This is a genomic window from Chryseobacterium lathyri, assembly GCF_019970085.1.
GTDB classification, from domain to species: Bacteria; Bacteroidota; Bacteroidia; order Flavobacteriales; family Weeksellaceae; genus Chryseobacterium; species Chryseobacterium lathyri.
On sequence record NZ_JAHXYG010000005.1, the window covers coordinates 186,786 to 200,055 of the forward strand.

The 13,270-nt window shown below is 38.1% G+C and carries 12 protein-coding genes; 6 read left to right on the plus strand and 6 right to left on the minus strand.

Annotation, left to right across the window (positions count from 1 at the left end; genetic code table 11):
* Positions 1-132: 132 nt before the first annotated feature.
* A complete protein-coding gene (locus tag LC418_RS16765; protein ID WP_223559988.1) occupies positions 133-588 on the plus strand; it encodes a hypothetical protein in 456 nt (151 codons plus the stop codon).
* A 216-nt stretch (positions 589-804) separates the two neighbouring features.
* Positions 805-3,606 carry a GH92 family glycosyl hydrolase gene (locus LC418_RS16770; protein WP_223559989.1) on the plus strand — a complete coding sequence of 934 codons (2,802 nt, stop codon included), beginning with the start codon at positions 805-807 and terminating at the stop codon, positions 3,604-3,606.
* Positions 3,607-3,722: 116 nt separating this feature from the next.
* Here the strand turns inward: LC418_RS16770 and LC418_RS16775 are convergent, their stop codons facing one another.
* From LC418_RS16775 to LC418_RS16785, 3 genes are read right to left on the minus strand one after another with little or no spacing between them, the layout of a single operon-like run.
* Positions 3,723-4,322 carry a hypothetical protein gene (locus LC418_RS16775; RefSeq protein WP_223559990.1) on the minus strand — a complete coding sequence of 200 codons (600 nt, stop codon included), beginning with the start codon at positions 4,320-4,322 and terminating at the stop codon, positions 3,723-3,725.
* Positions 4,323-4,335: 13 nt separating this feature from the next.
* Positions 4,336-5,058, minus strand: coding sequence for a phytanoyl-CoA dioxygenase family protein (locus tag LC418_RS16780; protein ID WP_223559991.1), 723 nt, complete (start codon positions 5,056-5,058; stop codon positions 4,336-4,338).
* A gap of 6 nt (positions 5,059-5,064) precedes the next feature.
* A complete protein-coding gene (locus tag LC418_RS16785) occupies positions 5,065-6,315 on the minus strand; it encodes a dicarboxylate/amino acid:cation symporter (RefSeq protein ID WP_111956684.1) in 1,251 nt (416 codons plus the stop codon).
* Positions 6,316-6,537: 222 nt separating this feature from the next.
* On the opposite strand from LC418_RS16785, the gene LC418_RS16790 reads away from it, so the two are divergent.
* The 3 genes from LC418_RS16790 (at position 6,538) to LC418_RS16800 (ending at position 9,518) form a co-directional block, all read left to right on the plus strand.
* Positions 6,538-7,026, plus strand: a complete 489-nt coding sequence (locus LC418_RS16790; protein ID WP_111956682.1) for a BON domain-containing protein — start codon at positions 6,538-6,540, stop codon at positions 7,024-7,026.
* Positions 7,027-7,033: 7 nt separating this feature from the next.
* Positions 7,034-7,453, plus strand: a complete 420-nt coding sequence (locus tag LC418_RS16795; RefSeq protein ID WP_223559992.1) for an SH3 domain-containing protein — start codon at positions 7,034-7,036, stop codon at positions 7,451-7,453.
* A gap of 205 nt (positions 7,454-7,658) precedes the next feature.
* Positions 7,659-9,518, plus strand: coding sequence for a CocE/NonD family hydrolase (locus tag LC418_RS16800; protein ID WP_223559993.1), 1,860 nt, complete (start codon positions 7,659-7,661; stop codon positions 9,516-9,518).
* Positions 9,519-9,722: 204 nt separating this feature from the next.
* Here LC418_RS16800 and LC418_RS16805 read toward each other — a convergent pair whose 3' ends face one another.
* The 3 genes from LC418_RS16805 to speB form a co-directional block, all read right to left on the minus strand.
* Positions 9,723-10,334 carry an alpha-ketoglutarate-dependent dioxygenase AlkB family protein gene (locus LC418_RS16805; protein ID WP_223559994.1) on the minus strand — a complete coding sequence of 204 codons (612 nt, stop codon included), beginning with the start codon at positions 10,332-10,334 and terminating at the stop codon, positions 9,723-9,725.
* A 286-nt stretch (positions 10,335-10,620) separates the two neighbouring features.
* Entirely contained in the window at positions 10,621-11,469 is an 849-nt protein-coding gene (locus tag LC418_RS16810) for a bifunctional helix-turn-helix domain-containing protein/methylated-DNA--[protein]-cysteine S-methyltransferase (protein WP_223559995.1), read from the minus strand.
* 69 nt (positions 11,470-11,538) lie between these two features.
* The gene (gene speB / locus LC418_RS16815) at positions 11,539-12,396 is read right to left on the minus strand and encodes an agmatinase (RefSeq protein ID WP_111956672.1); all 858 of its coding nucleotides are present in this window, start codon (positions 12,394-12,396) and stop codon (positions 11,539-11,541) included.
* A gap of 159 nt (positions 12,397-12,555) precedes the next feature.
* On the opposite strand from speB, the gene LC418_RS16820 reads away from it, so the two are divergent.
* Positions 12,556-13,215 carry an HAD family hydrolase gene (locus tag LC418_RS16820; protein WP_111956670.1) on the plus strand — a complete coding sequence of 220 codons (660 nt, stop codon included), beginning with the start codon at positions 12,556-12,558 and terminating at the stop codon, positions 13,213-13,215.
* Positions 13,216-13,270: the final 55 nt, after the last annotated feature.

Sequence of the window (13,270 nt, forward strand, 5' to 3'; positions counted from 1 at the left end):
TTGTTCACAAATTTACGTATTTTTTCGACAATTTAGAATCAATAAAATCTATAACCCGATGTGATAAATAAGATTACAAAAATTCTATTATCCTCACTCTTACAATATAATTTATTACCATAAAAATAACCTATGAATACCAACAGCTATCCTTCTAAATATGCATCTCCCAAAGGTGTTTTTGTGCCAGGAAAGACAAGATTCAAATGGTATGACCTTGCTGAAGATCCGTCTGCAGTTTCTGCTCAGGATATTATCAATGCAAAAACCTGCATCGAAAATGCGGAGGAAAATTTCCAGAATAAAGATGACCTGGGTTTTGTCATTATGCACAGATGCGGTGAGCATTACCTGTTATTGGTCTGCACATGGAGGAGCGAAAACGAACTATGGGAAAGCGTTTATTATGATGGCTCAGGAAAATTTGAAGTCTGGGACAGGAATAAAATTCATCTTCCCACATATTGTGTTTGGGAAATGGGCATTGTATATCATGAGTCCAGAGCCTGGAAAAAATTTTTGGGGACAGACCGAACGGAAGTTGATCAACAAAATTATTTAGATGATCTTTTTGAAGGAGAAGTTTAGGTCTTAAGATTAAAAGGTGTAAGCAATCCATATAAATTCAAAAAGGATGGGCTTTAGCCCACTAACCAATATATTATTACCATTCATCCGGCTTTAGCCAAAACTTAATCCTGCGAAATATGCACAGGTTTTATTCCTGCTTCTCACAATTCCGGCCTTCTTTTATTACATTCCGATCTAATGTTTTTAATATATTCGTTGATATAAAATTATGATATGAAAAAAAGCCTGGCAGTTTTCTCACTATGTATTGCCCAGATTATCTATTCCCAGAATTATTCGCAGCATGTAAATCCTTTTGTAGGAACCGGAGGTCATGGCCACACCTTTCCCGGAGCCGTTGTTCCGTTCGGAATGGTTCAGCTTTCTCCGGATACAAGGATAGACGGGAGCTGGGACGGATGCAGCGGTTATCATTATTCAGATTCTGTGATCTATGGTTTTTCGCATACGCATCTCAACGGAACAGGGGTTTCGGATTACGGAGATATTATGCTGATGCCTACGATGGGAAATGCAAGCCTTAATTACAAAGATTATTCTTCAAAATTTTCGCACAAAAATGAAAAGGCTTCTGCGGGATTTTATTCCGTCAAATTAGATAAAAACAATATTGATGTTCGCCTGACCACCACCAAAAGAGTCGGTTACCATGAATATATTTTTAATAATTCAGGTAAGGCTAATATTATTCTGGACCTCAACCACAGGGATAAACTGCTTGAAGGTGAAGTAAAGATTATTGATGACAAAACTATAGAAGTTTTCAGAAGAAGTGAAGCCTGGGCAACCAATCAGTATATCTACGCCAGAATTGAATTTTCAAAACCAATGAAAATCTCAAAGAAAGAGGTTAACGGAAAGCAGGAAGACAAGCTTTTCACAGGAACAAAACTGGCTCTGGCATTTTCGGGAGATGTTAAAAAAGGAGAAAAGATCAGCGTAAAAGTGGCTGTTTCCCCCACAGGTTATGAAGGAACGGAAAAAAATATGATGGCAGAAGGAAAATCCAATGATTTTGAAACTGTAAAAAAACAGGCCGAAACTGATTGGAATAAGGAACTGTCAAAAATTGAAGTAAAATCTGATGATAAGGATAAACTTTCTGTCTTTTATACAGCTCTTTACCATGTTTTTACCCAACCGAATATCAATATGGATGTGGATGGAAAATACAGAGGCAGAGACAATAAGCTATATACAACAGCAGGCTTTGATTATTATTCTGTATTCTCGCTTTGGGATACTTTCAGAGCTGCTCATCCGCTGATGACACTGATCGACAGAAAGAGAACAGCCGATTTCATCAATACTTTTATCAAGCAGTATGAGCAGGGCGGAAAACTTCCGGTTTGGGAACTGGCTTCCAATGAAACGGAATGCATGATTGGTTACCATTCTGTTTCTGTAATTGCAGATGCAATGGCGAAAGGCATTCAGGGATTTGATTATGAACAAGCATTCGAAGCGTCTAAAAATTCTGCCATGCTGGATATTTTTGGCTTAAATGCTTATAAACAGAATAATTACATCAGTATTGATGATGAACACGAGAGTGTTTCAAAAACGGTAGAATACGCCTACGACGACTGGTGTATTGCACAAATGGCTAAGATTTTAGGCAAAAAAGAAGATTATCAGTATTTCATGAAGCGTTCCCAGAGCTGGAAAAATCTTTACAATCCGAACAACGGTTTTATGCAGCCGAGAAAGAACGGAAACTGGTATGAACCTTTTGATCCGGCGGAAGTCAACAATAATTACACGGAGGGAAATTCATGGCATTATTCCTATTCGGTACAACAGGATATTCCGGGACTGATCGCAGCTCATGGCGGAAAGGAAAAATTTGAACAGTTCATTGATGCTATTTTTGCGGCACCGGATAAAACAACGGGAAGAGAGCAGGCAGACATCACAGGATTGATGGGGCAGTATGCTCAGGGGAATGAACCAAGCCACCACATTGCTTATTTATACAACTATGTGGGGAAACCGGAAAAGACGGATGCGAAGATTAAATATATCCTTGATCATTTTTATAAAAATACGCCGGACGGGCTTATCGGAAATGAAGACTGTGGTCAGATGAGCGCCTGGTATATCTTAAGCTCAATGGGAATTTATTCTGTAACGCCGGGATTGCCCGAATGGCAGACAACTACACCTTATTTTGATGAGGTTAAAATTCATCTGGAAGACGGCAGTACAAAAGTGATCAGCAAGAACACCAGCAAATCCGAACTGCAGAAATTAGGTTTTGAAAACAGCAAGCCGTCAAAAGATTTTAAATATACACAGCTGACTCCGGCACCGGTTATTGCCTCCGACAGAATCTTTGATTTTTCCGCAAAAGTACAGATTACTCCACTGAACCCTGCTGATAAAGTCTATTATATGACCCTAAGCGAAAGCGATGCTAACGTAAGAAAAACCTTCACAGCCTATAAAGGACCTTTCACCATCAGCAAAACCACTCAGGTTCTTGCCTATTCGGAAAGAAATGGAGAAAAAAGCTCTGTTACTGTAGCCAATTTCAACAGAAGACCCAATTATTGGGATATTACTATCAATTCAAAAGTTAATCCACAATATACCGCCAATGGAAAACTGGCTCTTATCGACGGCATCAACGGTGATGTGAACTGGAGAAAGGGTGAATGGCACGGCTATCAGGGACAGGATTTTGAAGCAGTGATCGATTTAAAATCTCCACAACAGATTACTAAATTATCATCCACTTATCTTCAGGACAGCAAAGCCTGGATCCTGATGCCTAAAAAAGTGGAATACTATGCTTCCATGAACGGGAAAGACTTTGTTCTTCTGAAAACTTTAGATACTACCATAGATCCTAAAGATGAAAAAGTACAGATCAGGGATTTCGGAACAGAAATTCTTCCGACGGAAGCCCGATACATCAAGGTAAAAGCGTACTACTACGGAAAGCTTCCGGAATGGCATCAGGGAGCTGGCGGTGAGTCTTATATTTTTATTGATGAGATTTCTGTTAAATAATGGTAAAGAAGCTGGAAAACAGCAATCTAAGATGGCTGAATTTCAATTTTATTAATTCTATCTTTACTAATCAAAAAAAATGCACTTCGAAATTGAAGTGCATTTTTTATAGGTGTCTATAAGTTTTTCTTTAGATTATATAAATCCAGGACACCGGGCGCAATTTTCAAATCAGGTCTGAACAGACTAATTCCTTTTAGGAAATGTTTTTTTAATGAGTTTCCATTAATAATTACAATATCTCCTTCTATGAATAATGCTTTCCTTACCACTTTATTTACTGCATCATCGAATACATAAAAACACAAATCCATATCAGTATCGCTCTGGTCAAGATATATAAAAATGTCATATTCTCCGTTTTCAGGATTTGGCATCAGTTGACTATACTGTATTGATTTTACTAAGCCCTGATTACTATAATGATGAATTCCTGTTTTGTCAACCGTTACCCGAATTATTTTGGTGGTTGATTTTTCTCTTATTTGTACCATCAAAAGCCATACAAATAAACCAATAACTAATATCGCTAATACAACAATTAAAATTTTTATTTCAAACTTAATGCTGTTTGAAGCTAAGGTAAACCATACCATTAAAATCATCATCAGCGGTGTCAATATGGCGAATATTGAAAAAAAAACTTTAATAGCCAAAGTCAAGCCTTTAGAAGTTTTTGAATCAATGGCCGGAAATTGATGTTCGTCTGATACCATTTTATAGCTGATTTTAATTTAATTTTTCAGACCATTTTAGTCCCTGTGGCAGCTCCATATCAGAAAATTCTATGTGGATCACTCTTCTTCTCCTGCCATCGGTAGTTCTGTTGGAACCGTGAAGCGTAAGAGGTTTCATAATCATGACCCCACCCTTCTGTACATCACAGAATCTTTCCGTTTCCTCACTCCAGTCTATCGTTTCCGGTCTGTAGATTCCTTTGGTGTGAGATCCCGGAATAACTTTCAATGCTCCGTTATATTCATCCGTATCATCCAGATGGATCCTGATGGTACATATGTTCTCAAGAAACGACAGAGGCGGCTGTACAGCAAACTGATCTTTTTTAGTGGTCCAAGGTCCGAAGCCCTCCATTTCCAGCTTTTTATCTACTGAAATTGTCAGATCCTGATGATACGCCACATACCAGTTTGAGGTTTCCGGTTTGTCAAAATAAATGCTTTTTACAGCAAAATACTTTTCTCCGAAAAGTTTTCTTACAATGGTTTTAATGGTATCGTTAAATATCAGATCTTTAACCTCCGGAATTTCTTTCAGGAACTGTCTTACAGCAAAAAGGTCATCGGATTTTCTGAAATTCTCTCTCGATTTATCAGCATTTCGAATGCTCTTTGCGATCTTTTCAATCTCATCATCAGAAAAGACCGAATTGATTACGGTAAGGCCTTTTGTAAGGAAATATTGTCTATGATTCTCTATATATTGTTTTGTCATGTGCGATTAAACTTCCTGAGGTGTATTTTCAAGCTGTCCTTCCCATTTGGAAACAGCGGAAGTGGCCAATGCATTTCCTAATACATTTGTCATACTTCTTCCCATATCACAGAAATGGTCGATCGGCAGGATCAAAGCGATACCTTCCGGCGGAATTCCGAACATAGAACATGTTGCCACGATAATCACCAAAGAAGCTCTCGGAACTCCGGCAATTCCTTTCGACGTAAGCATCAGAACTAAAAGCATTGTGATCTGCTGCCCAATTTCCATTTCAATACCATAGATCTGGGCAATGAAAATGGAGGCGAACGTCATATACATCATACTTCCGTCAAGGTTGAATGAATATCCTAAAGGCAGGATGAAAGATACAACTCTATTGTTACATCCAAATCTTTCAAGCTCTTCCACCAGTTTTGGAAATACGGCTTCTGAACTTGTTGTTGAAAAAGCAATCAGTAACGGGGCTTTTATTCTTTTAAGGAGTTCGAAAAGACGGTTGCCTAAGATCAGATAGCCTACCAATAGAAGAACAAGCCAAAGTACACCCAATGCAAAGAAAAAGTCTCTCAGGTAAATTGCATAAACTTTGAATATTTCAAACCCGTTCATTGCCACTACGGCAGCAATAGCTCCCAAAACTCCAAGTGGTGCAAACCACATGATATAGCCTACCATTTTAAGAATAGCATGGGCAATAATATCAAAAAGTTTAACTACCGGCTTTGAATACTCTTCCCCTAAATTAGCAAGGGCTACCCCAAACATAATGGAAAAGACAACAATCTGAAGCACCTCATTGGTAGCAAAAGCTTCAAATAAACTTTTAGGGATCATATGCTTTACGAAGTCTTCCAAGGAAAACCCTTTACTGCTTTTTAAAAGATCTTCTGCGGCAGCTGCATCCTGGATAGGCAGTTTGGTTACATGTCCCGGCTCCAGCCAGTTGACCAATACCAGTCCTATAAAAAGAGAAACCAAGGAAGCACTGATAAACCACAGCATGGCTTTTGTCCCTACCCTCCCGATCATTTTGATATCACTCATTTTGGCAATTCCAACGACGAGCGTAGTAAAAACCAACGGTGCAATAATCATCTGTACGAGCCTGATAAAAATGGTTCCCAACAGTTTGATGTTTTTGGAAAACGGTTCGGCACTTTCAGGATACTGTACGTGTACCAGACCTCCGATTCCTACTCCCAGGATAAGCGCAATGATAATGGCAATAAAAAGTTTATTCTGTCCTTTCATATAAATAGTTCAATTCCCACAAATATAATAGTTTTTCAATTGGTACAAGATTTTGTCTGAATTCGGTTAAGATTGGGTTAAGTTTATAATACATTAAAATTAAATCACTGATTCCGAAAATATTGTAAAAAAATTAAGAAACATTTATTAAGCTTTTATTATTTTGGTACAAATTTTATTATTACATTTGATTGTATTAACAACATTAATAAATATACAACTATGAAAAAAACTATCGCAATGGCTGCATTAGCTGTAGCTATATCTTTTGGAGCGGTGTCTTGCAAAAAGAAAATTTCAGATGCCGATCTTCAGACTCAGGCTACAACTGTGGTAACTTCTAATCCCAATGCTTCTGTAGAAGTAAAAGAAGGAGTAGCTCATTTAAGCGGAACTTTCGAAGATCAGCAGTCTAAAGATGCTATGATTGCAAAATTAAAAGCAATTAATGGTGTAAAAGAAGTGATGGATATGTCTACTGTAGCTGCTCCGGTTACAGCTGCACCAGTGGAAACAGCATCTGCTGTAGATCCGGCGGTTCAGAAAAAAGTTCAGGATGCTGTTAAAGATTTCCCATCTGTAAAAGTAGAGGTTGTAAACGGACAACTTACGCTTACAGGAAATGTTTCAGGCCCTCAGGCAAGAAAAATCAAAGAATCTGTAGATGCTTTGAAAATCGGAAAGTATAACAATAACCTAGTGGTAAAATAATTTTAAGATGAGCACATTACAAGATAAATATTCAAGTGTTGTTTCAGCAGCTCAGTCTGCAGGAATTTCTAACCTTCAGGTTCAGGAGCAGGATGGTATTCTTTATGTTACTGGAAACGCTTCCAGCACAGCAGCGAAAGATGCAGTATGGAATGCTTTAGGAACCATTGATTCTACTTATTCGGCTTCAGATATCAATATTGATGTACAGGTAGCAGGATTAACTTCAGGAGCTTCTTTAACGGTAGCTACGGAAGATTCTAATCTGAACATCAGACAGGAGCCTTCTACTGAGGCTGCTGTAGTAGGAAAAGTTGCAAAAGGATCATCGGTAACTTTGATTGAGCAGACTTCTGATGACTGGTGGAAAGTGAAAACTGATGACGGTCAGGAAGGTTATGCTTATTCAAGATATTTAAAAGCTTAATTTTTCAAATAGTTAATCTTCAATAAATATTTACGAAACATCCCCAAATGGGGATGTTTTTTTTTATAATTCCCCACAGATCCGGCAGGTGTTTATACTTTGAGAGCTTTATAGTTTTTTATTTCCTTCTATTTTCCATTGAAAGATTGTGTCTATAAGGTATATTAAAGCCATTTTATTTCCAAATTAGCGGTAAATTTTATTTATGAAGATCCATATTTCAATTTTATTTATTTTCTTTTTTATCCTTGGAATTGCACAGAGTACAGACCAGAAGGATACTTTCGTAAAAGATAATTTCACCAAAAAGGAATTCTATATCCCAATGCGTGACGGAGTAAAGCTTTTCACAGCGGTATATATTCCGAAAGATATTTCAAATAAGAACAAATATCCTTTCCTGATGCAGAGAACCTGCTACAGCATTGCTCCTTACGGAGAAAATGAATACAGAACCAAACTGGGGCCTAACCAGTTCCTGATGAAGGATAAGTATATTTTTGTCTTCCAGGATGTCCGCGGAAGATACATGAGTGAAGGTGCTTTTACCAATATGACCCCTCAGGTGGACCGTAAAACCAAAAAAGATGTGGACGAAAGCACGGATACTTATGATACCATAGAATGGCTTTTAAAGAATATCAAAGACAATAACGGTAAGGCAGGACAATACGGAACTTCATATCCGGGATTTTATACAGCGGCAGGCATACTGGCACAGCACCCGGCTTTGGTAGCTTCATCTCCCCAGGCTCCTATTTCGGACTTCTGGAATGATGATTTTCTTCACAACGGCAGATTCATGCTGGGCTATTTCAGAACATTCCCTGTTTTTGGAGTTCAGAAAACAAAGCCTGAAAACAAGGCCTGGTATATGGATACTTTTGTAAAGCAAACTTCGGAAGACGGTCTGAAGTTTTACCGAGACATGGGTACTTTGAAAGATGGCTATGAAAAATATTATCAGAACAATTTCTTCATGACCGAAATCATGAACCATCCCAACTATGATGAATTCTGGCAGAAAAGAAGCCTGCTTCCCCATTTGAAAAATGTAAACCATGCCGTAATGACGGTTGGAGGGTGGTTTGATGCCGAAGACCTTTCAGGACCTCTGAATATTTACAAAACCATAGAAAAAACAAGTCCGAAAGCCAAAAATACCATTGTCATGGGACCTTTCTCTCACGGAGCATGGGCTCAGGAGCAGGGAAAACATTTCCACAACCAGATCTATTTCGGAGACAGCATTGCAACGTATTACCAAAAAAATATTGAAACTAAGTTTTTTAATCATTATTTAAAAGGAAACACGAAAGAAGATGCCGGACTTCCGGAAGCCCTGATGTATGATACAGGTTCTAAAGAATGGAGAGAATTTGCCTCTTATCCCCCAAAAAATGCCCAGAAAGTTAATTTCTACCTGGCAGGCGGCACTTTAAAAAATGCAGCAGGCCAAGGGTTTTCAGAATATTACAGCGACCCGAACAATCCGGTTTTAAGTTCTGATAACCTGAAAGATTTCAATGGATTTACTCCTAAAAATTATATGTCTGAAGATCAGAGATTTGCAGTGGGAAGACCTGATGTTTTAACGTTTACAACAGATGTTTTAACGGAAGACATCAGTTTTGCGGGAGAGATTATGGCTAAACTGAATATTGCTTCCACTTCTACAGATGCAGATTTTGCAGTAAAGCTGATTGATGTTTACCCTGAAGATTTTAAACCTGCAGAGAAGAAAGACGGTGTGATTTATCCAAACTACCATCAAATGGTAAGAAGCGAGATCATGCCTGCCAGATTCAGAAATTCAAGAGAAAAGGGAGAAGCATTGGTTCCCAACCAGAAAACTGCAGTGAATTTCAGGCTGCAGGATGTGATGCATACTTTCAAAAAAGGACACAAGATCCAGATCCAGATCAGCAGCACCTGGTGGCCGCTTTTTGCAATCAACCCTCAGAAATTTATGGAGAATCCAAATTTTGCAACGAAAGACGACTATACAAAAGCCTTCATCAAGGTGTATAATGACAGCTCTATTGAAGCTGAAGTATTGAAATAGAAAGAAATGGTAGCTTCGAGAACCTCAGTCACCAGCCAAGTATAGATATATATCAGAAAACATAAAAATCCGGTCGTTTGGGAAACCTCAGCGACCGGATTTTTTTATTATGGACCGGCTGACTTCAAGAACCTCAGTCAACAGACGTTAATAATTTCTGTACAAAAAGATGGTGGCTGAGGCTCCCGAAACTATCATCTTTTTTTATTCCTCAATCGTTCTGAACGTAAGATTCACCCGTGGCGTTTTCACTTTGGTGGTCGGCGGCAGTCTGTGCAGCCAGTTTTCCTGAGTTGTTCCTTTCATGATCAGAAGGCTTCCGTTTTCAAGAAATATTTCTACTTTCTCTTTGGTTGTTTTATGCTTAAATAAAAACTTTCTTTCCGCCCCAAAAGTCAGAGAAGCAATAGCACCGTGTTTCTTAAGATCGGTTTCGCCATCGCTGTGATAAGCCATTCCCTCACTTCCGTCGTGATATAAATTAAGAAGACAGGAATTATAAGTCTCGCCTGAAACCTCTTCACATTTTTTCTTCAATTCTAACAGTTCCGGAGTCCAGAATTTCGCCAATTTTGTCCGTTTTGAATAGGTATATTCAAAAGCTCTCTCGCCAAACCATGCTACTTTCCTTTTTGTCAAAATTAATTTACCGAAGATCATTGCCTCGTCATTTTCCCAGGGGATCTGACTCAGCAGATATTCATAGAAAAAATCTGATTTTTCCTTACTAAAAACTTTTCCATAATAATGGACGGTTCCGTCACGCGGAAGAATATTCAAAGGATATTCTGATATTTCTTCAAACAGGCTGTTCATGATTTTGATTTGTAAAAAGTATAATGGACTAGTAACTTTTAATTAATTCTTTAACCATAAAAGTCGTAATTTTTTTTAACACTTTAGTTTTTAAGCTATTATTAAAACATTGAATAAATTGCACTTAAGTTTTTGAAAAAAACTAAGATTTTTATTCTGTAATAATATTTTAAATATATGATTTGCAGTATTTATATCAATAGGAACGGACTTTAGTCCGTTTTATAAATAAAAACATCAATCTGGCTTTAGCCAAAACTTAAATCAGATTAAGGCAACACGGAATCTAATCTCCAGCGTAAACCTGCGAGCTTTCCCACCCCACGATCAGTTGCTTTCTTCCGCTACCCCATCGGTAACCTCCAATATTTCCGGTAGACTGGATCACACGGTGACATGGAATAAGAAAAGCTACAGGGTTGCTGCCAATCGCTGTTCCAACAGCTCTTGAGGCATTCGGGTTTCCTATTTTCTCAGCAAGATTTCCATAGGTGGAAAGTTTCCCCATTGGAATAGAAAGAAGACTTTCCCATACTTTAAGCTGAAAATCTGTTCCTTTTAGATGAAGTTTAATCGTGTTCAGCTTCGTCCAGTCTTTATCAAATATGGAGAGGGCATTTTTCTGCAGGGCATCCTGTTTTTCAAAAAAAGAAGCATTGGGAAATTTAGCATATAAATTCCCCAATGCTGTTTCTTTATCGTCTTCAAAAGCCATATAGCAGATCCCTTTTTCCGTAGATGCTGCCATTACATATCCAAAAGGACTTTTGGAAAAACTGTAATTGATGTTCAGGCTTTTTCCGCCGTTTTTATATTCCGCCGGAGACATTCCTTCTATATTCACAAACAGGTCATGAAGCCTGCTTGTGCTGGAAAGTCCCGTCTCGTAAGCGGTATCAAATAAAGTCGCCTTCTCTTCCTTCAGTAAACTTTTAGCATGTTCAAGACTGATGAACTGTAAAAATTTCTTAGGACTTGTTCCTGCCCATTCTGTAAATATCTTCTGGAAATGAGCCGGACTCAAGTGAATATTCTCTGCCACTTCCTCCAAACTTGGCTGAAGCCTGAAATTGCTCTGGATATATTCTATCGCTTTGGCAATTCTGTTATAATCTATCTGACTTTGTGCGGACATACTATTTCTTTTTTACCTCACAAATTTCCAAAGAATATAGGGCAGAAAAAATCTGATTCTTGCGGAATTTTAGTTATTGTTATAAATATGGTTGTAAGCAAGCATTTTATAATATAATTTAGCTGCTAAGAAAGCTGTTGGCTTAGCCATCGGAGAATCCATTAATTCTACAATATCGAACGCTACTACATTACATTTTTCAAATACTTTTCTCAACAATTCCAGAGTTGGGTACCACTGAAGTCCACCTGGTTCCGGAGTACCTGTAGAAGGAGCAATTGACGGATCAAAAGCATCAAGGTCGATGGTGATATATACGTTTCCTGAAACTTTTTCTAAAACATCATTGATCCAGTTGTCATTGTTCGCAATCTCATGGGCAAAAAATACTCTTCCTTCCGGCAGATATTGAGCTTCTTCAGCATCCATGGAACGGATTCCCACCTGAACCAGGTTATGCTTCTGATTCGCTTCAAAAACCGCACATGCGTGGTTAGAAGTAGATCCATGGAATTCAGGACGCAGGTCGGTATGAGCATCCAGCTGAAGAACAGTAAGATTTTCAAACTTCTCTCCTACCGCACGGATAGAACCGATAGAAACCGAGTGCTCCCCGCCGAAAAGTGTAAATACTTTTCCTTCGTTGTTCAAAAGCTCTTTTGTTTTTTGGTAAACGGCTTCTGTCATTGCTTCAGGACTTGAATTTTCAGAAATTTCTCCTGCCAGATATACACCGTCAAGGAAAGGCTCAGTTCCTGTTTCAATATCATAAAGCTCCATGTTTTCTGAAGCATCTAAGAATAATTCAGGGCCTTTATCAGCTCCTTTTCCCCATGTTGAAGTTCCATCGTAAGGAACAGTTACCAGCATTACTTTAGAGTTCTCTAACGTTGCATTTTCTTCAGGAATTCCTGCGTATGTTCTCATGTTTTATTTAAAAATTTAAATGATTTAAAGATTAAATGATTTCACAAAGATACAAATAGTCGTTGAGTTATAAATCAAGAGTGATGAGCTCCGAATTTTTTAATTCTAAAATCTTTTTAATGTTTAAATTTTAAAAGTTATTTTTGTAAAAAACAAAATATGTCCTTAAAAGCTGTTCTTTTCGATATGGACGGGGTTATTGTAGATACGGAACCACTGCACAGAAAAGCTTATTTTGCCACCTTCAACGAACTGGAAATTGCTGTTTCCGAAGATCTTTACACTTCTTTCACAGGAGCTTCCACAAAAAGGGTCTGTGAAACGCTGATTCAGAAATATGGTTTAAACCAAACCCACGAAGCCATTGCCGGCATTAAAAGATCATACTTCAAAGATTATTTTGATAATGATGAGGAATTTGATCTGATTCCGGGAGTAAGGGAATTGATCCAACATTATCATGAAAACGACATTAAACTTATCCTGGCTTCTTCGGCTACAATGACGACCATCAATATGGTTTTTGAGAAATTCGGGCTTGAAGATTATTTCAGCGGGAAAATAAGCGGTGCCGCTCTAAAGGAATCCAAACCTCATCCTGAAGTATTTCTTCTCGCAGCACAAATGGCAGAAGAACCGGTAGAAAACTGCATGGTTATTGAAGATTCCACCAACGGGATCCTTGCCGCCAACAGGGCGAAAATTTTCTGTGCTGCCTACAGAAGCCCGCATTCAAAAAATCAGGATTATACTTTAGCGGATATCGTAGTTACAGATTATGAAGAACTGGAGCTGGATAAGCTTTCAAAATATTTTTAAAAGAAAAAGCTCTCAAATGTTGAGAGCTTTATTTTTCACAAAAATCTTAATGATT

Coding starts and splice junctions, on each gene's coding strand:
- LC418_RS16810 (WP_223559995.1), bottom strand. CDS start 11,469: ATGTCCGCACAAAGTCAGATAGATTATAACAGAATTGCCAAAGCGATA.
- LC418_RS16805 (WP_223559994.1), bottom strand. CDS start 10,334: ATGAACAGCCTGTTTGAAGAAATATCAGAATATCCTTTGAATATTCTT.
- LC418_RS16795 (WP_223559992.1), top strand. CDS start 7,034: ATGAGCACATTACAAGATAAATATTCAAGTGTTGTTTCAGCAGCTCAG.
- LC418_RS16765 (WP_223559988.1), top strand. CDS start 133: ATGAATACCAACAGCTATCCTTCTAAATATGCATCTCCCAAAGGTGTT.
- LC418_RS16820 (WP_111956670.1), top strand. CDS start 12,556: ATGTCCTTAAAAGCTGTTCTTTTCGATATGGACGGGGTTATTGTAGAT.
- LC418_RS16790 (WP_111956682.1), top strand. CDS start 6,538: ATGAAAAAAACTATCGCAATGGCTGCATTAGCTGTAGCTATATCTTTT.
- LC418_RS16800 (WP_223559993.1), top strand. CDS start 7,659: ATGAAGATCCATATTTCAATTTTATTTATTTTCTTTTTTATCCTTGGA.
- speB (WP_111956672.1), bottom strand. CDS start 12,396: ATGAGAACATACGCAGGAATTCCTGAAGAAAATGCAACGTTAGAGAAC.
- LC418_RS16780 (WP_223559991.1), bottom strand. CDS start 5,058: ATGACAAAACAATATATAGAGAATCATAGACAATATTTCCTTACAAAA.
- LC418_RS16770 (WP_223559989.1), top strand. CDS start 805: ATGAAAAAAAGCCTGGCAGTTTTCTCACTATGTATTGCCCAGATTATC.
- LC418_RS16785 (WP_111956684.1), bottom strand. CDS start 6,315: ATGAAAGGACAGAATAAACTTTTTATTGCCATTATCATTGCGCTTATC.
- LC418_RS16775 (WP_223559990.1), bottom strand. CDS start 4,322: ATGGTATCAGACGAACATCAATTTCCGGCCATTGATTCAAAAACTTCT.